Below are 22117 nucleotides of genomic sequence, written 5' to 3'. Positions count from 1 at the left end.
AGTCGCAACCAGACCGGCCATCACATCAAAAGCCCTGCCGCGGTCACGACGCTCTGGGCGATGTCGGACATCTTCTTCTTTTCGTTCATTGCCGTCTGACGAAGCAATGCAAACGCTTCCTCCTCCGACAGGCCGCGCATCTTCATCAATATGCCCTTGGCGCGTTCGACGATCTTGCGTTCCTCCAGGGCCGACTTGGCATCGGCAAGTTCGCGCTGCAGCCGGCTGAAGGCATTGAAGCGGCTGACCGCCATGTCAAGAATGGGTTTGACGCGCTCCTTCTTCAACCCGTCGACGATGTAGGCCGACACCCCGGCATCCACCGCGGCCTCAATGGAGGCCGTGTCGGAGCGGTCGACGAACATGGCAATCGGTCTGCCGACGGTACGGGTCAGCTGGAACAGATGCTCCATCATGTCCCGATTGGGGTTCTCGATATCGATGATAATGACGTCGGGCCTCAGCGTATCGATAATACGCGCCACACCCTGAACCTCGTGGATGACAGTCACGCGCGCATGGCCAGCCTCTCGCAGCCCCTCTTCGATGATGGAGGCGCGAATGGTATTTTCATCGATCACAAGGATGGTCAGATCGAGCCGGCTCATGCGACATTTATGACGCAATGCAACAAGGCCGACAAGGCGAAAAGGCAATTTATTAGGCATTTTATGAAGCTGATGAAATAATGATCTATTTGCTTTATATATGTGCAATCCTGCCCGCATTCCTACACTTGTCGACAACTGGCTACCTATGCCTCAGTATAATGCACCGCCCCGACACTCGCGGTTATCCTCGGGCTATCTTGAAGACGGAGAGCGAAGATGAGCGACAAGCGTCCGGAAGGCGTCGAAGCGTACAGTCACCCCGCAGGCGGATGGCATGCGCTGAAAGCGGTGGCGAAAACGCTGAAGCATCAGCAGATCGTTGGGCAGGGAAGTGCGACCCTCCTTAGGGCAAACCAGCCCGAGGGCTTCGACTGTCCCGGCTGTGCCTGGCCCGATCCCAAGCATACGTCATCCTTCGAATTCTGCGAAAACGGTGCAAAGGCCATCACCTGGGAATCGACAGCCCGGCGCGTCGCGCCGGAATTCTTTGCCGAACACACTGTCTCAGAGCTTTGGGAATGGATCGATCACAAGCTCGAAGACCAGGGGCGGCTGACGCATCCGCTGAAATACAATAGCTCCACGGATAAATATGAAGCGGTCGACTGGGATGATGCCTTCAGCTTGATTGGTGCGGAACTCAACAAGCTAGCGAGCCCCAACGAGGCCGAATTCTATACATCCGGCCGCGCCTCCAACGAGGCGGCTTTTCTCTATCAGCTTTTCGTGCGCGCCTATGGCACGAACAATTTCCCAGATTGCTCCAACATGTGCCATGAGGCGACCAGCGTCGGCCTGCCGCTGTCTTTGGGCGTCGGCAAAGGCACGGTGACGCTTGAGGATTTTGACGAGGCCGATGCAATCTTCAGCTTCGGCCACAATCCCGGAACCAACCATCCCCGAATGATGACGACCTTGCACGAGGCCTCGCGCCGCGGCGTGCCGATCATCGTCTTCAACCCCTTGAAAGAGCGGGCGCTCGAGCGTTTTGCCGCGCCGCAAAATCCGGTGGAGATGGTGACCCTATCCTCGACGCGCATTGCATCAGCCTATCATCAGCTCCGCACCGGCGGCGACCTTGCCGCCCTAAAGGGTCTGATGAAGTTGATCTTCGAGCGCGACGAGGCAGATCTTGCGGTCGGGGGCGAAGGTGTTCTCGACCGGGCTTTCATTGCCGAACACACCATCGGTATCGATGCCCTGAAGGAGGATCTCGCCAAAACCGGCTGGGCCGATATCCTCAGCGTGTCCGGCCTTACCATGGAGGCGCTGAACAGCGCCGTCGATGTCTATCTCAATGCCCGCAACGTCATTCTTTGCTATGGCATGGGGATCACACAGCATGCTAACGGAACGGCGAATGTCCAGCAGCTTGCCAATTTCCTGATGCTGCGCGGTAATGTCGGCCGCCCGGGCGCCGGACTCTGCCCGCTGCGCGGTCACTCCAATGTGCAGGGCGACAGGACCGTCGGCATCACCGAAATCCCGAACAAGGCGCTGCTCGATGGTATGGAGCGCGCCTTCGGTTTTCGTCCTTCTGCAGAGAAGGGCCACAACGCGGTCGAATCCATTGAGGCGATTGCGGCCGGCAAATCCAAAGCGCTGATCTGCCTCGGCGGCAATCTGGCTGTCGCCATGTCAGATCCTGACGTCACCTTCCAGGCGATGCGCAGGCTTGATCTTGCTGTCCATATCGCCACCAAGCTCAACCGCTCGCATCTCCTGACGGCAAAGACTTCGATCATCCTTCCCTGCCTCGGGCGGACCGACCTCGACACCCAGGCGTCAGGCCCACAGTCCGTGACGGTGGAAGACTCCATGTCGATGGTGCATGCCTCGCGCGGCTTCCTCCAGCCGCCGAGCGAGTCGCTGAAATCCGAACCCGCCATCATCGCCGGCATTGCGATGGCCACGCTCGGTACAAAATACGACATCGACTGGAACGGGCTGATCGCCGATTACGATCGCATCCGCGAAAAGATCGAAGTGGTCTTTCCGGATTTTCACGAGTTCAACAGCCGCGTCCGGGTCCGCGGCGGCTTCCGGCTTGATGTTCCGGCCTCCTATCGTGTCTGGAAGACGGCGAGCGGAAAGGCGAATTTCCTTGTCGCACCCGGTCTTGACGAAGATCCCCGCCTGAAGGACCCGACGACATTGGTGCTGACGACGCTGCGCAGCCACGACCAATACAATACGACGGTCTATGGTCTCGACGATCGCTATCGCGGCATTTTCGGCCGCCGTGACGTCATCTTCATGAGCAGTCGGGATCTTGCCGAACGAGGCCTGCGTGACGGAGACCGGATCGATATCCGTTCAGCGACTAGCAACGGCGGCGGGAAAACCGTCATCGGGTTCACCGCGGTCGAATATAGTATCCCTGTCGGTTCGGTGGCGGGCTATTATCCGGAAATGAATGCGGTGATCGCGCTCGATCACTACGATCGCAAGTCAGGCACACCAAGTTACAAGGGCGTTCCCGTCACGATTGCCAAGAGCAAGGTTCAGGCTGCGGCTTAGCTCGAAGCCTCGACGGTAACGCCTGTACTTTCGCGTGCGATGACCTCGAAGCCAAGATCGATCTGGTTCGGTGGCTGACGGCTCGTCGAATTGAGGGCCGCCAGCACCTTTTCGGCGGCAAGTTTGCCCGTTTCGAAACGTCTCGTCATGATCGATGAGAGGGACGGTGACGCACAGGCGGAAAATTCCAGATCATGAAAGCCGATTATGGCGATATCGTCTGGCACGCGGATGCCGCGCTTGCGGCACTCCTGCATGGCGCCGAGCGCCACGTTGTCGTCGGTGCAGAAGATCGCTTCCGGGCGGTCGCCACGTTCATGCATTAAGGCCAGGAGGTCGGAGCCGAGCGCAACCGAGCTGTGCCGCGGCCGCTGGGTGACGATCTCAAGGTTCTCCAGGCCTGCTTCCTGCATCGCCAGGCGATAGCCGTCGAAGCGCGACTGGGAGCGATGGTCGAGATTGCCTGCCAGAAAGGCAACACGGTTGAAGCCGCGGTCGATGAGATGCTGCGTTGCCGCCTGCCCGGCGCGATCCTGCAGCATGCCGATATTGAGGTCGATCGGATCGGGCGACAACTCGAACGTCTCGACGACGGGCAAATGTGCCCGCGTCAGAAGCTGATGGGCAAGCTGCGTATGATGAATGCCGGCGATAATGATTGCTTCGACCCGCTGGCCGAGCAATACCTTGATGGCATTCTCCTCCTCCTGCTCCGAATACCGGCTGTTGACGACGATCACCTGGAAGCCGGCACCGACAAGCACGTCGTGCAGCGCAAAAAGATATTCGGCAAAGATCACGTTGTAGAGGGTTGGCACAATGACGCCGATTGCATGCGTGCGCGATGAGGCAAGTCGGCTGGCCGCGATGTTGGGGACATAACCGAGCTCCTGAATGGCGGCATTCACGCGCCGCCGCAGCGCCTCCGAGACCGCGTCGGGCTTGCGAAGTACGCGTGAAACCGTGATAGGGCTGACGCCAGCCAGATTTGCCACATCATCCAAAGTTATTCTTCGCATTGTCCTCTCACTCTAACAGAACAATTCATATTGATCCGTAATCCATCTCGCAATTGCGAAATATCTATCGCGATAATCCTAGTTGACAGCGCTAGCAAATCCGATTTGACAGCGCTGTCAACTATGTTACGCTCAAATCGCACCGGAAAGGGATGGGATGGAGCCTTCCCGGAATCAGCATGCCAATAATATCTTGTGGAGGGGCGGCTCGGGCCGCCTGAGGAGGAGGTATTCAATGTTCAAGGTGAAGAAAGCTAAGATGGCTGGTGTCGCCGCGTTTTCCGCGTCGGCGTTTGCTCTTCTCTGCAGCACGGCCATGGCGGAGCCAAAGGTTGTGTCCGGACCCGCCGCCGATCCGGATTGCATGGTTCCATGGTCCGCTGAAACCCAGTTCTTGCAATTTCCGAAGAAGGATGGCCCATACCGCATCGCGCTTGCTAACGGGTATATCGCCAATACATGGCGCATCCAGATGGTTCAGACGGCAAAGGCCTATGCCGCCCAGCCCGACGTCGCTGCCAAGCTGAAAGAGTTCAAGGTCGTCTCGACCGGCGAGGATGTTCCGGCCCAGATTTCGGCGATCAACAATTTCATCGATGCCGGTTACGATGCCATCGTCGTCAATGCTCAGAATCCGACAGCGTTCGGTCCGGTTATCAAGCGCGCCAAAAAAGCCGGCGTCGTTCTCGTCGCCTTCGACAATATTCTCGACACCAAGGATGCGATCAATGTCAACGTCGATCAGAAGGGCCTTGGTGCTCTCTGGGCCGATTGGCTGGTGAAGCACCTGCCGCAAGGCGGCAAGATCCTGGAAGTGCGCGGTGTTGCCGGCACCTCCGTCGATACGGATCGTCATAACGGTATCCACGAAACGCTGGACGCTTCGGGCAAGAAGTTTACCGTCACCGAAGTTGTCGGCAAGTGGGATGACGGCGTAGCGCAGAAGGCAACCGCCGATGCGATCGCCACCAATGGCCCATTTGACGGCATCACCGCGCAAGGCGGCGATACCGGCGTGGTACAGGCGATGATCGATGCAAAGCATCCCTTCGTGCCTTTCGGCGGTGAGACAGAGAACGGCTTCCGTAAATTCTGCGCCGCCCACGCGGCAGATGGCCTGAAATGCTCGTCGGCCGGTACTGGCCCGGCGCAGGTTGCTGTTGCCATCAAGACGGCCATTGCGGCGCTTGAGGGTAAGGTCGTTCCTCAGGCCGTCAAGCTGCCGACGGCACTCGTTTCCGATCCCGATTTCAAGGAAGGTGAGGATTATTACCCCACGCAGTCCGATAACTTTTTCGTCGGCAACTCCTTCCCGACCTGCGGCATCAACTTCTCCGCACAGGAAATCATGGGGCAGAACAAGGAAAATCAGTAAGCACCACCATCCGGACCTGACTGCGGGCGTCCGCGCCCGCTGTCTCGATCTCGACACGACCGAATGGAGGCTGGATGCATGATCCTTTCTGAACCACTTCTGCGCATGGAAGGCATATCGAAACGCTATGGCGGTGCGATTGCGCTGAAGGAAGCCAATATCGCTGTTCGACCGGGCGCGATCCACGCTGTGCTCGGCGAAAACGGCGCCGGCAAATCGACGCTCATCAAGATTATGGCCGGTGTGGTAGCGCCCGATGAAGGACGCATGCTGCTCGACGGAAATGAAGTTTCTTTCGCGTCACCGGCCGCCGCCAATGGCGCCGGTATCGTTTGTGTCTTCCAGGAATTGTCGCTTATTCCCGATCTTTCGGTGGCCGACAATATCGTCATCAGCAATCCGCCACTGCGTTTCGGTATGATCGATCGCAAAAGACAGCGCCAAATTGCCGAGGAAGCACTCGCTCGCGCCGGTGCTGCCGATATCCATCCATCATCCCTGGTGAAGGATTTGCCGCTTTCTCGCCGGCAGATGGTGGAGATCGCCAAGGCTCTGGCCCGCAAGCCGCGTTTGATGATCCTCGACGAGGCTACCTCGGCCTTGACCCAGTCGGATGTCGAGAAGGTTTTCGGCGTGCTCAAGCAACTCAGGGCCGAGGGCATGGCGCTGATCTATATTTCGCATCGCATGCATGAGATTGCACAACTGGCCGACGACTGCACGGTCTTTAGAAACGGCCGCAGCATCGAATCCTATCCCGCCGGCAGCAAGAGTGACCAGCAGGTCGTGGAACTGATGATCGGCCGTGAATATACCAATGTCTTTCCGCCCAAGCCGATGCAATCGAGAGCAGCTACGCCGGTTCTGTCCTGTCGCGACCTTTCCTGGGGAGACCGGCTTTCCGGAATCAATTTCGATGTGCGGCCGGGCGAGATTATCGGCTTCGGCGGATTGGACGGGCAGGGGCAGCGAGAATTGCTTCTGGCGCTTTTCGGTGTGCTGCGCGACCTCAAGGGCGAGGTGGCGATTGATGGCAAGCTGGTTGCGTTGAAGAGTCCCGGCGAAGCGAAATCGGGCGAGATCTCGATGGCGCTGATCCCAGAGGATCGTAAGACCGAGGGGCTGATGCTGCCAATGACGGTGCGCGAGAACCTCTCGATTGCGGCACTCGACCGCGTTTCGCGCAACGGTGTTATTGATCGAGCAGCCGAGCTTCGCGAAATCGACGAGCTGCTGAAGCTTCTGGCGATCAAGGCCGCGACGATCGATATGCCCGTCGCCTCGCTGTCAGGTGGCAACCAGCAGAAAGTGGTGATCGCCAAATGGCTGATGAACCGCCCGCGCATCATTCTGCTCAACGACCCGACACGTGGTATCGACGTCGGCACCAAGCAGGAAATCTATGCCCTGCTGCGCAAGCTTGCAGATGCGGGTGCCGCCATCATCTTCTATTCCACCGATTATGATGAACTGATCGGCTGCTGCGATCGCGTGCTCGTCATGTATGATGGCAGCATCATTCGCGTTCTGGAAGGAAACGAGATCAACGAGCGCGAGCTCGTCCGCGCCGCTCTCAATATCGACGCCAGCCAAGCACAGCAAAGGATAGCCCAATGAGCATGCAGGCGAGCGGCGAATGGCGCTATCGGTACGTTCAGCAGAAGGGCACGCTCTTTGCAGCCCTTCTCTTCATTCTAATGTTCATCATCTATGTCTCGAACCATCCCGCCGGCTTCACGCCCAACGTGGTGCAGACGGCCGCCAACAAGGCGACATTGCTTGCCTTCGTGGCCATGGCGCAGTGTTTCGTGGTGATCACTGCGGGCATCGATCTTTCGGTTGGCATGATCCTGATCCTGTGCAACTGCCTCGCATCGTGGCTCGTCGTCGGTACGCCGCTGCAGACGGGGCTTGGCGTCATTGCCGTACTCCTGACCGGTCTTGCCTGCGGGTTGCTCAATGGGCTGGTCATCATCTTCGGTCGATTGCAGCCCATCGTCACGACGATTGCGACCAGTGCGGTCTTCTATGGACTGGCGCTGTTGCTGCGCCCCACACCCGGCGGCTCGGTCAACGAGGATCTCGCCGATGCCTTCACCTCGACGTTCTTAGGCGTCATCCCGGCAAGCCTTGTCGTGCTCGCGCTAGTCATCCTGGTGATCTGGGTGCCGTTCAGCCGGTCCGTGTTCGGCCGCACCGCCTATGCCGTCGGATCGGCGGAAAACGCCGCCTATATGTCGGCCATGCCGGTGAAGCGGGCAAAGCTTGCCGCCTATGCGCTGGCGGGCCTGCTGTCGGCGATTGGCGGGCTCTATCTGACCTTCTTTTCCTATACCGGCGAGGCGGCCTTTGCGAGCGGCAACGCCTATACGCTCTATTCGATTGCGGCAGTGGTGCTCGGCGGCGTTTCGCTCGCAGGTGGTAAAGGAAGTGCCATCGGCGCGGTATTCGGCGCGCTCGCCTTCCGCACCATCGGCGACCTCTTGTTCGTCTTCGACTTCGACCCGCTCTGGCAGCCGCTTTTCCAGGGTGTCGTGCTGATGCTGGCAGTCAGCATCGGCTGCATCGGCCTGTCGCGGGTGCGCAATCGTCTGGAGTGGTTCCAATGAGCGAGGATGCTTCCACCATGCGGCAAATTCCCGTGCCTCCACGCTTGCGCGGTGTCGATCCCGCCGTGGCGATCGCCTTCGGCTGCATCATCCTGTTGCTTCTCGGCGGTTCGCTCTATTCTTCCAACTTCCTGTCTCCGGATTACCTGTTGCAGCAGCTGAAGGTGGCTTCGTTCCTCGGTGTGATTGCGACGGGCATGATGGCGGTCATCCTGCTTGGACAGATCGACCTGTCGGTGCCTTGGGTGGTTACGACAGGAGCGATGATGGCCTGCGCCGCCACCGCCTACGGAACGACGGGTGCGATCCTCGCGATCCCCTTCGGCATTCTCTGCGGCGCCGCAGTCGGGTTCGTCAACGGGCTCGCGGTCGCCTATCTGCGCATTCCCTCGATGATCATCACGCTTGCCACCAATGCCGTCGCCCAAGGATTGATGGTCGTGTATACCGGTGGCTTCTCCCCTCAGGATTCGGCTTCTGCGGCCATGCGCTTCCTTGCAACCGGCTACACCATTCCGGGTCTTCCAAACGGCGTTCTGGTGTGGCTCGTCGTCGGCCTGCTCGCCGTCTTCCTTTTGACGCGCACGACTTTCGGCCGGTCGCTCTACGCGATCGGCAATCGCGAACGCGCCGCCTATATGTCCGGTATCAATACGCGCAGAATTACCCTGCTCGCCTTCATAATCTCGGGCGGTCTGAGCGCGCTCGGCGGCGTGCTGCTCGCGGGCTACGCTTCGAAAGCCTCCCAGTCCATGGGTGACGCGTATCTCCTGCCGTCAATTGCTGCCGTCGTGCTCGGCGGCACGCATGTGCTGGGCGGCAAGGGTTCCTATCTCGGCACCGTCGCTGGCGTCATCTTGATAACCCTGCTGCAGTCGATCCTCTCGGTCATGCAGATCGAAGAGGCTGGGCGTCAGCTGATCTATGGTGCCGTCATCATCGGCATGTTGCTGCTTTACGGGCGGCAGAAGGTTTCGTGACGAAACTCGGCGCTTCGCCTCATCGAGGCGAAGACTGTACGGCCAAAAGAAACGAGCCGGCGGAGTGATCCGCCGGCTCCGGTTGGCGCTTTTGATCCGATTACTTGCCGGCTGCCTCGGCAGCCTTCGCGATCACATCGGCGACCTTCTCCGGCTGAGACGCGAAGACTGCATGGCTTGCTTTGATCTCCGTTACCTTGCTGCCGGCCCGCTTTGCCATGTCGCGCTCGAGGTCGGGATTGATCGAACGGTCTTCGGTAGCGACGATCGTCCAGCTCTTTTTAGTCTTCCAGGCGGGATCGCCGATCTTGGCCGAGAAAGCCTCCTTGGCGGCGAAGACTTGCGACTTTGCGAGGAATGCGGCCTCGTCCTTCGGCAGGTCGGCTGCGAAGTCGTTCGCGAAGGCGGCCGGGTCGAGATAGAGATATTTTCCGTCCTTCGTCTCACGAATATTCATGCCGCCGGCCGGCTTGGAACTCGCCAGGCTGATGAGGCTTTCGCCCTTGTCCGGCTGGAAGGCCGCGACATAGACCAAGCCCGCGACGTTAGGACTGTTGCCGGCTTCGGTGATCACCATGCCGCCATAGCTGTGCCCGACGAGCAGGGTCGGGCCGTCCTGCAGGTCCAGCACCCGGTTGGTGGCGGCGACATCATCGGCAAGCGAGGTGATCGGCTCCTGCACGATGGTGACGTTGAAGCCGCGGCGTTCGAGAATTTCGGTCGCTTGGCGCCAGCCGGAGCCGTCGGCGAGAGCGCCGTGGACGATGACGATGTTCTTCACATCCGCTGCCTGGGCGGCAAAAGCGATGATGCTGGTGGCGAAGGCGAGGGCGATGGTGGAAAAATACTTGCGTTTCATGATATTTGCTCCTGTTGTTCAAGTTAAACGAGAGAAGGAATGTTCAGCCGAAAGTGAAGGCGTAGGCCTGAACGCCGGGATCGAGGAAATGGATCTCGAAGTTGCGTGCTTCCACCGCGCCGGACTGGCGCACGAGCTGGTAGAGCTTGGTCGAGGTCACCGTGCCGTTTCCATCGGCATCGATATCGCTGCCATGGTCGGCACCCGGCGCCTTGCCGTCGATCGTCACCTGGAAGCGAACCGGTTTGCCGTCAGCACTTGGGCCAAGAACGAGATGCAGATCGCGGGCGCTGAAGCGGTAGGCGATACCGCCGCCTGCCTGATCCAGCGTTGCCTCTTCGGCGCCGACAGTCCATTTGCCCGAAAGACCCCACCGGTTGAGACCTGGCTGCTTGACCGAATAGTCCCTGGTAGCATCGGCGCCCGTGCTCTCATTGGAGGCAAAGCCAGTGGCCTGCTGATAGCCGATATAGGTCTCGCCGGAGCCGATGTCCTTCAGGTCCGGGCTCATCTCGGCACCTTTCGCATCCGGCACGACCGGTGCGCTTGTCGCCATCTCGCTGCCGGCTTCGCGCAACAGATCCTGGATCGCCTGCTCGGTCTGTCGGTAGTTGCCTTCGCCGAAGTGATGTTCGCGGATCTGGCTCTTTGCATCGATCAGATAATGAGCCGGCCAGTAGCTGTTATCGAAGGCGCGCCATATCTTGTAGTTGTTGTCGATTGCGACCGGATAGCCGATGTTGAAGTCGCCTATGGCCTTTTTGACATTGTCGATCTTCTTTTCGAAGGCAAATTCCGGGGCATGCACGCCGATCACAACAAGGCCCTGTTCTTTGTATTTTTCAGCCCAGGCGCGGACATAGGGGATAGTGCGGATGCAGTTGATGCAGGAATAGGTCCAGAAATCGACGAGCACGACCTTGCCGCGGAGTTGTTCCATTGTCAGCGGCGGCGAATTCAGCCATTCGACGGCACCGTCCAGTGAGGGCGCACGGCCTTCGACCGGCAGATCGCTATGGAAAGGTTTCTTCGCATCGGCAAGACCGATCGTCTTGTCGTTGCTCGCGACTTCGGACGGTCCTCCATCAGTGGGCTTCACATTCACCCTCTCGAGAACGGCCTGCTCGAAGGATGCGGTGCTGGCATAGGAAAGCTGCGAAAGCAGGCCAGTGTCGAGACCGAGTGCAATGACAGCGACGCCTGCAAGTACGGCAGCGCCGAGGCCCTGACGAATGCGCTCGCTGACGCCAAGCGACTTCTTCATGCCGGCAAAGATCTTGCCGCCGACTGAGAGTGCAATAGCCAGAGAAGTGGCGGCGCCAGCGGCGTAGGCAAGCAGCAGCAACGTCGTCTGCAGGTTGGCGCCCTGGAGTGCGGCGCCGGTCAGTACGAGACCGAGGATTGGCCCGGCGCAGGGTGCCCAAAGCAGGCCGGTCGCGACGCCGAGAATGAGCGCGCTGGCCGCAGTCGGCGCGGAACCACTCTTGCCGGAGGTGTTCAGCAGCCGATTGCCGAACTTGACGACTGGCTGGGTAATGAAGCTTGCGATACGCGGCGAAATCAGGCTGACGCCGAAGACGGCAAGCAGGGTCAGCGCAGCAAGGCGGCCATACTCATTGGCATTGATCGCCCAACTCCCGCCAATGGCGGCAAGTGTGGCCACCAACGCGAATGTGGCGGCCATACCGACCAGCATTGGCAGCGTGCAGCGCACGAATGGCTGTCCGGCGCGGGCGAAGACGAAGGGGAGGATTGGAAGGATGCAGGGACTGAAAATAGTCAGCGCCCCTCCGAGATAGGCAATGATAAGAAGCGTCATCATCGTTTCCTCTGAAACCTGTTGGGTTCTGGACGGCGATGCGGCTCGGCCAGCAACGACGCTAATCTGTTGAGGCCATGTATCTCCTATGTGTCCGGGTTCGCGGCAATATGTACCGAAGTGTAGGAAGCGCCTTCCTTGCGGCTGCGCTATCTTCACTCCATCGCCGCCTTACCTGGCGTCGATCAGGCACGGAGGACGTCAAAATGGTCAAAGCGGAAGCCATAAAGCTGAAGCGCGCCTATGCAGCCAAGGCAGATACGGATGGTATCCGGCTGCTGGTCGATCGAATCTGGCCGCGTGGCCTGAGCAAGGAGCGCGCCGCCTTCGATGCCTGGTTAAAGGATGTCGCGCCGAGCACTGAATTGCGCCACTGGTTCAATCATGAACCGGGGCGCTGGGAGGAGTTCTGCAAGCGCTACAGGGCCGAGCTTCAGCAGAAAGAAGAAGAGATAAATCAGGTGCTCGATTTCACAAAGAAAGGCACCGTCACCCTGCTTTACGCGGCCCGTGATGACGAGCGCAACAACGCCGTGGTGCTCCGCGATGTCCTCATCCAGCGAATTTCCGATTAAGAAGGCAGCCAATTGTATCCGAATGTATCCGGAAGGCCGGATGCTACATCCGCATGCAATAAAAGCGGATGCGCGAAACATCGGGGATACATGCCGGCTGTTTTCTCCCTGCCACCCACTCGAAACGGAGAGAACCAATGTCCAACGAAATCAATCTTCAGCGTCGTCGTTTTTTCGGTGTTGCGGCCATGACCATGGCGGCCGTCGAATTCGGCCTGACCGGCGCCGCCAGCGCCCAGTCACAGGTGACCGCGCGGGCCGTCAAGCCAGGCTCGAATACGTCCTTTGCAGCGCTGAAGCAGATCAAGGCTGGCGTACTGAATGTCGGGTACGCTGAAGCCGGTCCGGCAAATGGCCCGGTTGTGCTGCTGCTCCATGGATGGCCCTACGATATCTACAGCTATGTCGATGTAGCGCCTGCGCTCGCCGATGCCGGCTATCGGGTACTGATCCCCTATCTGCGCGGCTATGGCACAACCGAATTCCTCTCCGCAAAGACACCGCGCAACGGTCAACAGGCTGCCATCGCCACTGATATCATTGCCTTCATGGATGCGCTTGACATCGAGCGCGCCGTGATCGGCGGTTACGATTGGGGCGGCCGCACCGCGGACATCCTGGCCGCTGTCTGGCCGGAGCGCTGCAAGGGCTTGGTCTCGGTCAGTGGCTATCTGATCGGCAGTCAGGAGGCGAATAAGAAGCCGCTTCCGCCGCAGGCCGAGCTGTCCTGGTGGTATCAATTCTACTTCGCCACCGAACGCGGCCGCGAGGGATATGAGGCCAACCGGCATGATTTCGCAAAGCTGATTTGGAAGCTCGCTTCGCCGCAGTGGAAATTTGATGACGCAACTTTCGACCGCACCGCCAAGGCATTCGAAAACTCCGACCATGTCGCGATCACCATCCACAATTACCGCTGGCGGCTTGGCCTTGCCAACGGCGAAAAGAAATATGACGCGTTGGAAAAGAAGCTCGCTGCCTTTCCTGTTATCACCGTACCGACCATCACAATGGAAGGCGACGCCAATGGCGCGCCGCATCCGGAGCCTTCGGCTTATGCAAAGAAATTCACCGGCAGGTATGAGCATCGCAACATCACTGGCGGTATCGGCCATAACCTGCCGCAAGAAGCACCGCAGGCCTTTGCCCAGGCCATTCTGGATGTTGATCGCTTCTAAACCCTGCCTCGGCTGCCGCGAACGGAATTCCATGTTTCGCGGCAGCCAATTCAGAGTCAAAACAGTAAGCAACGAGTCTGCATCTGAGATAACGATTCTGCAGCGCCAACAAGCAGAGGATCCGAAAGTCCGACATGGAGCACGTCGACCATATCCTGATCGTCGATGACGATCGTGAAATCCGCGAGCTGGTTTCAAGCTATCTGAAGAAGAACGGGCTTCGCACGTCAGTCGCCGCCGATGGCCGCCAAATGCGCAGCTTTCTCGAAGGCAATACGGTCGATCTCATCGTGCTCGATATCATGATGCCAGGCGATGACGGGCTCGTGCTCTGTCGTGAGCTGCGTGCCGGCAAGCACAAGGCAACGCCGATTCTGATGCTGACGGCCCGCAGCGACGAGATGGATCGCATCATCGGGCTGGAGATGGGCGCCGACGACTATCTGCCGAAACCCTTTGCCGCACGCGAATTGCTGGCACGCATCAAGGCCGTCTTGCGGCGCACCCGCTCCTTGCCGCCAAACCTGCAGATTTCGGAGGCAGGACAATGGCTTCGCTTCGGCGACTGGCGTCTCGATACGGTCGGCCGGCATCTTCTCGACAGGCAGGGAACCGAGATTGCGCTGAGCGGTGCCGAATATCGGCTGCTGCGCGTCTTTATCGACCATCCGCAGCGGGTGCTCAACCGCGATCAGCTCCTGAACCTGACGCAGGGCCGCGATGCGGAACTCTTCGACCGCTCGATCGACCTTCTGGTCAGCCGCGTGCGTCAGCGATTGGGCGACGACGCACGCGAGCCGACCTATATCAAGACGGTGCGCAGCGAAGGTTACGTCTTTTCCGTTCCGGTGGAGATTGAAGAGGCCAGATCATGAGTGCGAGCGGTGCCCTTCGCTCCGGATTTTGGCCGAGCTCGCTAAAGGCTCGGCTTTTCCTTATCCTGCTTTTCGGGTTGGCGATTGCCTACGGTTTGTCATTTACGGTGCTCTTCATCGAACGTTCCATGTCGGCCAAGGCCGTCATGCTCGGTACGCTGGAAAGTGACGTTGCAACCTCGATTGCGGTGCTCGACCGCCTGCCGGCGGATCAGCGCGGCGACCTGCTCGATCGTCTCAGCCGCGGCAATTATCGCTTCGAACTTGGGCCGGGTCTGCCGGGCGTGCCCGATAACTCCAGCAAGGGCAGGGAAATTGGCGGCAGGATCGAAGAAGCAGTCGGCGGCACCTATCCGATCCGCATGGAATCCATTCCGGGCGATGTTACGCGGTTGCAGGCGCATCTGACTCTGAGTGACGGAAGTCCCTTGACGATCGACATCACGCCGCGCCCGCCCATGCCCATTGCGGCATGGCTGCCCTATGTGCTCGCAGTCCAGATGGCGCTCCTGGTGCTTTGTACCTGGTTTGCCGTGCGCCAGGCGATCCGCCCGCTCGGGGCGCTTGCGGCGGCCGCCGACGCGCTTGATCCGACAAAGAAAGAAGCGCCGCTTAGCGAACGCGGACCGAGTGAGGTTGCCCATGCCGCGCGCGCCTTCAACGCCATGCGGGAGCGGATCGCTCACTATCTCGAAGAGCGGGTTCAGATTCTGGCTGCAATCTCCCACGACCTGCAGACGCCGATCACTCGCATGCGGCTGCGCGCCGACATGGCCGACGATACCCCTGAAAAGGACAAGCTGGTGCGCGATCTCGGTGAGATTGAGCGGTTGGTCCAGGATGGGATCGCCTATGCCCGGAGTGCGCATGGCAATGGCGAGAAGTTTTCCCGTATCGACCTGTCTTCCTTCATCGACAGCATCGCCTATGACTATCAAGACATGCAGAAGGCCGTCAGTGTCGTCGGCCTCGTACAGGGCGTTGCATCGACAAAACCGCATGCGCTTCGTCGCGTTCTCACGAACTTCATTGACAACGCCCTGAAATTTGCAGGCGCAGCCGAAATCAGCGTTGAGCGAAAAGGTGAAGAGGCGATCGTTATCACCGTAATGGACCGCGGCCCCGGCATTCCGGACGCCATGCTCGAAGCCGCCATGCAACCCTTCTTCCGGCTGGAACAGTCGCGCAACCGTGAGACTGGCGGCACAGGCCTTGGCCTTGCCATTGCCCAGCAATTGGCAGCCGCCATCGGCGGCTCGGTGCGGCTCTATAACCGCGAGGGCGGTGGTCTCGCGGCCGAAGTGACGATCCGCGCCAACTGAATTTTTGGCTGCATTTGTATGCGAAAATGTCCAGATAGACCGGCGCTACGCTTTGATACAGTTCGGCCGATTTTGGAAACATACAGGATACGTCAAACGGTCAAAACCACTCCGTTACCAGATGTCGCAGACAGCGACGCGAAATCAAGGAGTGCTCTCATGACGACGATTGAAAAGGTTCTCTATACCGGCAAGACCCACACCACCGGCGGTCGCGACGGTGCCGCCCGCAGCAGCGATGCACAGCTCGATGTGAAGCTTTCGCCTCCGGGCAGCGCCCATGCCGGCACCAATCCTGAACAGCTCTTCGCAGCCGGCTGGTCTGCCTGCTTCATCGGTGCGATGGGTCTTGCCGCCGGCAAGCGCAAGCTGAGGCTTCCCGCCGATACCGCGGTTGACGCTGAAGTCGATCTCGGCATGACGGGCGATGCCTATTTCCTGCAGGCACGGCTAAACATCAGCCTGCCGGGTCTGGAGCCTGAAGTCGCCCGCACGTTGATCGAGGAAGCCCACCAGACCTGCCCTTATTCGAAGGCGACGCGCGGCAACATCAATGTCGAGCTCAATCTCGTCTAAACATTCCGGTGTGGCTTGGATGCATTTGGCTGCGTCCACGGAGGCTCGATGAAAAGGATCATTATCTTCATTCTGGGAGCCGCGGTTTTTGCAGCACCCTGTGTTTATGACGTGTTATCTGACGAGCCGTCGCCACTGCTTGGTCTGCTTGCTGCGACCTCGGGAATGTCGAGTTCCCTATAGGCTGGTCTCAGTCCGATATCGCGGAAGGCAATAATGAAGGCACCGGCCGGCAGGCGGGTGCCTTTATTTTTATGCATGTTTTTCGGTCCGACGCCCGCTGAGCGGCGGCCGCAATTTCGTCCTTGATTTTAATACGGTCGTCCATATTATAACTCCTATGGCAAAGCACTCACATCGAAACACAATTCTCGAGGCAGGCCGCAAGGTCATGTTCCGCAAGGGGTACATTGGCGCGGGCGTCCGCGACATCGTCGCCGAAGCAGGCGTGCCCCAAGGCTCGTTCACCAACCACTTCCGTTCTAAAGAGGAATTCACGAAGGAAGTGCTGGACCTCTACTTTCAGGATCTTCAGAGCGCTATCGAGACGGCGCTGGGGGATAAGGCGCTGAGGCCACGCCAGCGCATCGAGAAATACCTCGATATCATCACCGGCCGTCTGGCTGCTGACGGTTTCAGCCGCGGCTGCCTCATAGGCGATCTCAGCCTTGAGGCGGCCCCGCAGAGCGAGATGCTGCGCACGCGGCTCGCGGAAATTTTTGGCGAATGGAGTGCGCCATTTACGGCTTGCATTGCCGAAGGACAGGCCTCATGGGAGATCGATAATGCAATCGGGCCGGAAGATCTGGCCGAATTCCTCCTTGCTTCATGGGAAGGTGCGATCCTGCGCATGAAAGTCTCGCGGGATGCCCAACCCCTGGAGCGGTTCAAGAGGATCGTTTTTGCCACAGTGTTCAAGGATCACACCCATGAGACATGATATCAGTCTGCCGCGCGTGCCGGTGCTCGATTCCGAAATGGCCTATCGGGAGGCCGGCAGAACGGACGGCCCTGTCGCCCTCCTTCTGCATGGCAATCCCACGTCGTCCTATATCTGGCGCAACATCATTCCGCATGTCGCAGATGCCGCCCATTGCATCGCCCCTGATCTGATCGGCTTCGGACAATCGGGCAAGCCCGACATTGCCTATCGCTTCGAAGACCATGTGCGCTACCTCGACGCCTTCATAGCGAAGATGGGCATCAAGTCGGCCTATCTCGTTGCCCAGGATTGGGGCAGCGGGCTGGCGTTCCATCTTGCTGCCCGCCGTCCCGACTTCGTCCGGGGTTTGGCCTTCATGGAGTTCATCAGGCCGATCCCAACCTGGGACGCATTTCTGCAGAACAGCACCGAGCGTGAGATTTTTCGCAAGTTCCGCACCCCGGGAGAGGGGGAGGCGCTCATCCTCCAGGACAATATCTTCGTTGAAGGCGTATTGCCGGGGGCGACGCATCGTCAACTCAGCGATGAGGAGATGGCCGTCTATCGAGCGCCATTCCCGACATCGGCCTCGCGCCGGCCGACCTGGCGATTTCCGAACGAATTGCCGATTGCGGGTGAGCCGGCGGATGTCTATGCGACCATGGAAAAGGCACATGAGGCTCTGGCGGTATCGAACTATCCGAAGCTTCTCTTCGCCGGCGATCCCGGTGCGCTCATTCCGCTGACTGTTGCCGAGGATTTCGCAAGACGTCTGCGCAATTGCCGGCTGATCAAGCTGGGAAAAGGCCTGCACTACCTGCAGGAGGATCACCCCGAAATCATCGGCGAGACAGTTGCCGAGTTCATCGCTGAGACCGAGGCGCAGAACCTCGTCGGATAGCCAGCCGAGCGATTGCCACACTGGAGAACGAAGGCGAGCATCGACTTCGTTCTCTTTTCCGCGCAGCTGCTGCAGATGCTAGTGTATTCTTTTTGCAGGACGAACAGTGCGTTGTTCAATCCGCCCTGCGATAGAGAAAATCAGCACATCGACGTCGGCATCGATCGTCGACCCATCCAACAGCCGGACGACGTCGTCTATCCCCGATACGGGATGGCCGGCGATTGCAAGCAGATAGTCGCCTTCACGAAGGCCGGCTCTGGCGGCAGGGCCGCCGTCTTCGACGCGGCGCAGGCGGACAGTCGTCCGTTGCGGAACGCCGGCCTCAAGCGCAATACGCCGATGCAGATCGACCGTATCGGCGGCGATACCGATATATCCGCGGCGGACCTCCCCGAAGCGCAGGATTTCGGACACGACATGTTTGGCTGTATTCGAGGCAACCGCAAAAGCAATGCTCTGCGCGCCCTGGATGACGGCCGTGTTGACGCCGATGACCTCACCCGTCGAAGAGACCAGTGGACCGCCTGAATTGCCGGGATTGAGCGCTGCGTCAGTCTGGATGATATCTTCCATCAGACGACCGCTCGCAGCGCGCATCGAGCGGCCGAGAGCGGAAACGACGCCGGCTGTGACGGTCCATTCAAAGCCAAGCGGATTGCCGATGGCAACGGCGATATGCCCGCGCTTCAGCTTCTTCGAGTCGGCAAGCTGCGCCCAGGCGCCGGACCAGTCGTTGGCTCGGATCAGGGCAAGGTCGGTGTCTTCGTCACGGCCGAGAACCCGTCCCTCCACGACCGCACCATCGGGCGTCTTGATGGTGACGGCCTTTGCATCGCCGACGACGTGATTGTTGGTGACGATGAGACCGTCGGGCGAAATGGCAAAGCCGGAACCATGTCCCGCCCGGCCGCCGATGCGCTCGATGCGGCTAACTGCCGGGCCGACCATATCGACGGTATTCGACACCGTTTCGGAATAGGCATCCAGCAGCCCGGCGTCTGACGACGGCTGAATGTCACGATCAATGAATCCCATGAAATCTCCTCCGACACGCGAGACGTCGACGTTGAGGACCGGCAGCGACTGCTGGAGGCAAAGGGCTGTCGTTCGACAGGTGAACAATGGAGATATCAGGTGAGACTTGTAGCGGCGTCTTTCAAGAGACGTGATGCCCGAAGCCGCAATGTGCGAGGTTGCTGTCTTGCAGAGCAGCGGGGCAGGATGAGCGTTTTAGTGCCAAGAGGCGAGTGGAAGTCGACGACCGCGTCGCAATATCCCGCGAAACGCAATGGCCGTCTTCAGTGTCAGATCGCGGATGGTGTTGATAGTCCCGGGACTGTTCCATCCGAGTAAACCAGTTTTCCGCGGCTGAAGGTTGCTCTCAGCCGTGGCAGATGACCTCCCTCAGCTACAACTAGATCGGCGCGTAGGCCAACTTCGATCGCGCCGCGATCTGTGAGCCCCAGCGCGGACGCCGGGTTGGCGCTGACGAGCGCCACAGATGCCGACAGCCCACCTGCTCCGGCTTTCGCAAGCGCGATGGCGGCTGGCAACATGCTGGCGGGATGATAATCGCTTGCCAGAATGTCGAGAACGCCGTGTTCATAGGCCTCGCGGGCAGAAAGATTGCCCGAGTAGGACAAGCCGCGAAGCGCGTTCGGCGCCCCCATGGCTGTTGCCAGTCCGAGTTTGCGAGCTTCCTGGGCCGCTGCCATGGTGACTGGAAACTCGCTGATGCATGCACCCAATCCCTCGACGACCATCACCTTCTCGGCGCTGTCATCGTCATGGGAGGCGATGATGACGCCGTGCTCGCGCGCCGTCGCGGCTATGCACTGGAGATTGTCAACCGCGTCATTGTTCTGGGCACGATTTTCCATGCGTTGCTGAACACGCTGGGCGGCCTGTTCAAGGGTGATCCTGTTATTGCGCGCGATCGTTTCGATATGGCGTTCGATATCGCGATACTGGCCCTGGCCCGGCGTATGGTCCATCAGTGAAACGAGGTCGAGCGCTCCGGCCCGCAGCAGGTCCTCGATGACGGCGCGGGCATGGGTGAAGGTGATTTCGAAGCGTGCATGGACCCGGTGGTCGACAAGTAAGTCATTTTTTCGGAGCTGAATCAGGGTCTGGATAATCGAACGCGAGTGTTCTTCCGAGCGTATTTGGCCATGGCCGTTGCTGGCGTGGAAGGACAGCGCGGCAAAGGCGGTGGTGATGCCATTGCCGGCAAGTTTCTTGTCCAGTTCGAAGATGCCAAGTTCCAAAGGAAAGCGCACACTCAGACGCGGTTCGATCTCGCGCTCGATCATGTCTCCATGCATGTCGACGAACCCGGGAAGCAGCAGCCTGCCGTCGCCGTTGACATCAGCGGAAGCCGCAGGTTCTTCCCTGATTTCTGCGATCATGCCGTCTTCGATCCTGACTGCGCCCCGAGGTATTACCCTATCACGCAGCACGACTTCGAAATCACTCAGCCACATTCTTTGCTCCATCCTGGATCTGTCTGATCTGCCGATGCGACGGCCTAGCCTGTTACGCTGCTGTGATGACGAAACATGTCAGCAAGATCTTTGATCCGCAAAGTGGTCCTTCCGTGGTCGCCGACGTGCGCCTTCTGCGGGCTGTTGTCGCGGACCTCGGCTCAGCTTGATGCAGCGGCACGTGGCAGCATCTGTGACCAGGCTACGCATGTCTTCGGAATGGAACTCAGACTGCGTAAGGATTTGCAGCCGGCGTCGTAAACCAGCAGGGACCGTTCTCGGTCATATGCACATGGTCTTCCAGGCGGACACCAAATTCCCCCGGAAAGACGATCATCGGCTCGTTCGAAAAGCACATTCCTGGGGCCAGCGGAGTTTTGTTGCCTCGGACGATATAAGGCGCTTCATGGATTTCGAGGCCGAGACCGTGACCGGCGCGATGCGGCAAGCCAGGCAGGCGGTAGTCCGGACCGAGGCCGTGGCGCGCGAAAGTGTTTCGGGCAGCGGCATCAAGGCTTTCGCAGGCCGCACCGAGTTTTGCCGCATCGAAAACGGCCTCCTGGCCCTCGCGTTCGATCGCCCAGGCGCGTTCGAACGCGTTATTGCCCTCGTCCAGCATATAGGTGCGTGTCAGGTCGGAATGATAGCCATCGATCCGGCAGCCCGTATCGACGAGAATGACGTCACCCGCCTGCAGGATCTGTTCGCCGTCCGCCCCATGTGGCAGTGCAGTCGCTTCACCGAAGGAGACGATACAGAAGGTCGAGCCGCCATCGGCGCCGGCCAAACGATGCTGCTGGTCGATGAAACGGACCACATCCGAGGCTGCTGTGCCGGGGGCAAGGATGTTGCGGACCTTGTGGTGAATATCCAGCGTGATGCCCATCGCATACCGGATGAGGGCAATTTCCGCCGGCGATTTGATGGCGCGTAGTGCATGGATGGCAGGCCCTGCATCGGCAAGGCGGGTCGCCCCCATCTCTTTCGTAAAGGCGTGGTAGAAGGCGAGCGGTAACGCATCGTCGAGCGCGAGCTTGCCGGACGGGCCGACGAGCCGCGATACCAATGCGGCAGGGCTTTCTTCTTCTTCCCAGACGGCGATCTCACCGGGCAGATGTGGCAGCGTCTCGACGCGGCTGCGCTCAAAACCGGGTACGATGTACGTGAGCTTGTCGTCCGTCACGACCGCGCCGAGCAGCCGCTCGCTCAGGTGCCAGGCGAGTCCGGTGAAATAGCGTAGACTCTCGGTTGGGCCAAGCAGCGTGGCGGCAATGCCATGCGCTTCCATGCGCTCGCGCAAGCGAGACAGCCGACTGTTTCGTTCCTCATCTGCAATGGCTGCGACGGAGTGGGACCAAGCTGGGAGAGACACGCTATATATCCGTTATTTTTTTGCCGAAATTAGATGATTGATTCCAGCATAGGACGGTTGCGGGCACTGTGTCGACAAACATTCCACAGGATTTGCCTCGTGCTCGTCAGCGAATAAA

General features: G+C 59.4%; 20 protein-coding genes. 12 read left to right on the top strand and 8 right to left on the bottom strand.

Going from position 1 to position 22117, the window contains the following annotated elements; genetic code table 11:
- Nucleotides 1–20: 20 nt before the first annotated feature.
- Nucleotides 21–608: an ANTAR domain-containing response regulator gene (locus FHT78_RS10950; RefSeq protein WP_183743346.1), complete on the bottom strand. Its 588-nt coding sequence runs from the start codon at nt 606–608 to the stop codon at nt 21–23.
- A 219-nt stretch (nt 609–827) separates the two neighbouring features.
- Here FHT78_RS10950 and FHT78_RS10945 point away from each other — a divergent pair, with 219 nt between their 5' ends.
- Nucleotides 828–3131, top strand: a complete 2304-nt coding sequence (locus FHT78_RS10945) for an FdhF/YdeP family oxidoreductase (RefSeq protein WP_183743344.1) — start codon at nt 828–830, stop codon at nt 3129–3131.
- On the opposite strand, the gene FHT78_RS10940 is transcribed toward FHT78_RS10945, so the two are convergent.
- Nucleotides 3128–4150, bottom strand: a complete 1023-nt coding sequence (locus FHT78_RS10940; protein ID WP_183743343.1) for a LacI family DNA-binding transcriptional regulator — start codon at nt 4148–4150, stop codon at nt 3128–3130. The two genes, FHT78_RS10945 and FHT78_RS10940, sit on opposite strands and share 4 nt — an antisense overlap.
- Before the next feature lie 235 nt (nt 4151–4385).
- Between FHT78_RS10940 and FHT78_RS10935 the strand changes: the two genes are divergently transcribed.
- The 4 genes from FHT78_RS10935 to FHT78_RS10920 all read left to right on the top strand — a co-directional run bounded on the left by FHT78_RS10935 (nt 4386) and on the right by FHT78_RS10920 (nt 9114).
- Entirely contained in the window at nt 4386–5525 is a 1140-nt protein-coding gene (locus FHT78_RS10935; RefSeq protein WP_183743341.1) for a sugar ABC transporter substrate-binding protein, read from the top strand.
- 78 nt (nt 5526–5603) lie between these two features.
- On the top strand, nt 5604–7142 hold the full coding sequence (locus tag FHT78_RS10930; protein WP_183743339.1) for a sugar ABC transporter ATP-binding protein: 1539 nt from the start codon (nt 5604–5606) through the stop codon (nt 7140–7142).
- Complete coding sequence (locus FHT78_RS10925) at nt 7139–8134, top strand: ABC transporter permease (protein WP_183743337.1); 996 nt, start codon at nt 7139–7141, stop codon at nt 8132–8134. Before FHT78_RS10930 ends, FHT78_RS10925 begins: the two co-directional genes overlap by 4 nt.
- Nucleotides 8131–9114, top strand: a complete 984-nt coding sequence (locus tag FHT78_RS10920; protein ID WP_183743335.1) for an ABC transporter permease — start codon at nt 8131–8133, stop codon at nt 9112–9114. The genes FHT78_RS10925 and FHT78_RS10920 overlap by 4 nt, the downstream gene beginning before the upstream one ends.
- A gap of 100 nt (nt 9115–9214) precedes the next feature.
- Here the strand turns inward: FHT78_RS10920 and FHT78_RS10915 are convergent, their stop codons facing one another.
- Entirely contained in the window at nt 9215–9973 is a 759-nt protein-coding gene (locus tag FHT78_RS10915) for an alpha/beta hydrolase (RefSeq protein ID WP_183743333.1), read from the bottom strand.
- 43 nt (nt 9974–10016) lie between these two features.
- A complete protein-coding gene (locus FHT78_RS10910; RefSeq protein ID WP_183743522.1) occupies nt 10017–11792 on the bottom strand; it encodes a cytochrome c biogenesis protein DipZ in 1776 nt (591 codons plus the stop codon).
- 206 nt (nt 11793–11998) lie between these two features.
- Between FHT78_RS10910 and FHT78_RS10905 the strand changes: the two genes are divergently transcribed.
- From FHT78_RS10905 to FHT78_RS10885, 5 genes are all read left to right on the top strand, one after another.
- The gene (locus FHT78_RS10905; protein WP_183743332.1) at nt 11999–12367 is read left to right on the top strand and encodes a DUF488 family protein; all 369 of its coding nucleotides are present in this window, start codon (nt 11999–12001) and stop codon (nt 12365–12367) included.
- A gap of 137 nt (nt 12368–12504) precedes the next feature.
- Complete coding sequence (locus tag FHT78_RS10900) at nt 12505–13545, top strand: alpha/beta hydrolase (protein ID WP_183743330.1); 1041 nt, start codon at nt 12505–12507, stop codon at nt 13543–13545.
- 134 nt (nt 13546–13679) lie between these two features.
- A complete protein-coding gene (locus tag FHT78_RS10895) occupies nt 13680–14420 on the top strand; it encodes a response regulator (protein ID WP_183743328.1) in 741 nt (246 codons plus the stop codon).
- On the top strand, nt 14417–15742 hold the full coding sequence (locus FHT78_RS10890) for a HAMP domain-containing sensor histidine kinase (RefSeq protein ID WP_183743326.1): 1326 nt from the start codon (nt 14417–14419) through the stop codon (nt 15740–15742). Before FHT78_RS10895 ends, FHT78_RS10890 begins: the two co-directional genes overlap by 4 nt.
- Before the next feature lie 159 nt (nt 15743–15901).
- Nucleotides 15902–16318 (top strand): organic hydroperoxide resistance protein, encoded by a 417-nt coding sequence (locus FHT78_RS10885; protein ID WP_113320380.1) that lies wholly within the window; start codon nt 15902–15904, stop codon nt 16316–16318.
- 104 nt (nt 16319–16422) lie between these two features.
- Here the strand turns inward: FHT78_RS10885 and FHT78_RS10880 are convergent, their stop codons facing one another.
- Nucleotides 16423–16578, bottom strand: coding sequence for a hypothetical protein (locus tag FHT78_RS10880; RefSeq protein WP_183743324.1), 156 nt, complete (start codon nt 16576–16578; stop codon nt 16423–16425).
- A gap of 80 nt (nt 16579–16658) precedes the next feature.
- Between FHT78_RS10880 and FHT78_RS10875 the strand changes: the two genes are divergently transcribed.
- Together FHT78_RS10875 and FHT78_RS10870 are read left to right on the top strand one after the other, a co-directional pair.
- Nucleotides 16659–17258: a TetR/AcrR family transcriptional regulator gene (locus FHT78_RS10875; protein ID WP_183743322.1), complete on the top strand. Its 600-nt coding sequence runs from the start codon at nt 16659–16661 to the stop codon at nt 17256–17258.
- Nucleotides 17248–18141 carry a haloalkane dehalogenase gene (locus FHT78_RS10870; RefSeq protein ID WP_183743320.1) on the top strand — a complete coding sequence of 298 codons (894 nt, stop codon included), beginning with the start codon at nt 17248–17250 and terminating at the stop codon, nt 18139–18141. The genes FHT78_RS10875 and FHT78_RS10870 overlap by 11 nt, the downstream gene beginning before the upstream one ends.
- A 78-nt stretch (nt 18142–18219) precedes the next feature.
- Here FHT78_RS10870 and FHT78_RS10865 read toward each other — a convergent pair whose 3' ends face one another.
- The 3 genes from FHT78_RS10865 to FHT78_RS10855 form a co-directional block, all read right to left on the bottom strand.
- The gene (locus tag FHT78_RS10865) at nt 18220–19179 is read right to left on the bottom strand and encodes a trypsin-like peptidase domain-containing protein (protein ID WP_183743318.1); all 960 of its coding nucleotides are present in this window, start codon (nt 19177–19179) and stop codon (nt 18220–18222) included.
- 269 nt (nt 19180–19448) lie between these two features.
- Nucleotides 19449–20627 (bottom strand): alpha-D-ribose 1-methylphosphonate 5-triphosphate diphosphatase, encoded by a 1179-nt coding sequence (locus FHT78_RS10860; protein WP_183743316.1) that lies wholly within the window; start codon nt 20625–20627, stop codon nt 19449–19451.
- A gap of 226 nt (nt 20628–20853) precedes the next feature.
- A complete protein-coding gene (locus FHT78_RS10855) occupies nt 20854–21999 on the bottom strand; it encodes a Xaa-Pro peptidase family protein (protein ID WP_183743314.1) in 1146 nt (381 codons plus the stop codon).
- Nucleotides 22000–22117 lie beyond the last annotated feature (118 nt).

It is taken from the genome of Rhizobium sp. BK196 (genome assembly GCF_014193255.1).
Taxonomy (GTDB): domain Bacteria; phylum Pseudomonadota; class Alphaproteobacteria; order Rhizobiales; family Rhizobiaceae; genus Rhizobium.
Note: the sequence above shows the minus strand (reverse complement) of the source record. Positions and strands in the feature narration are given on the sequence as shown.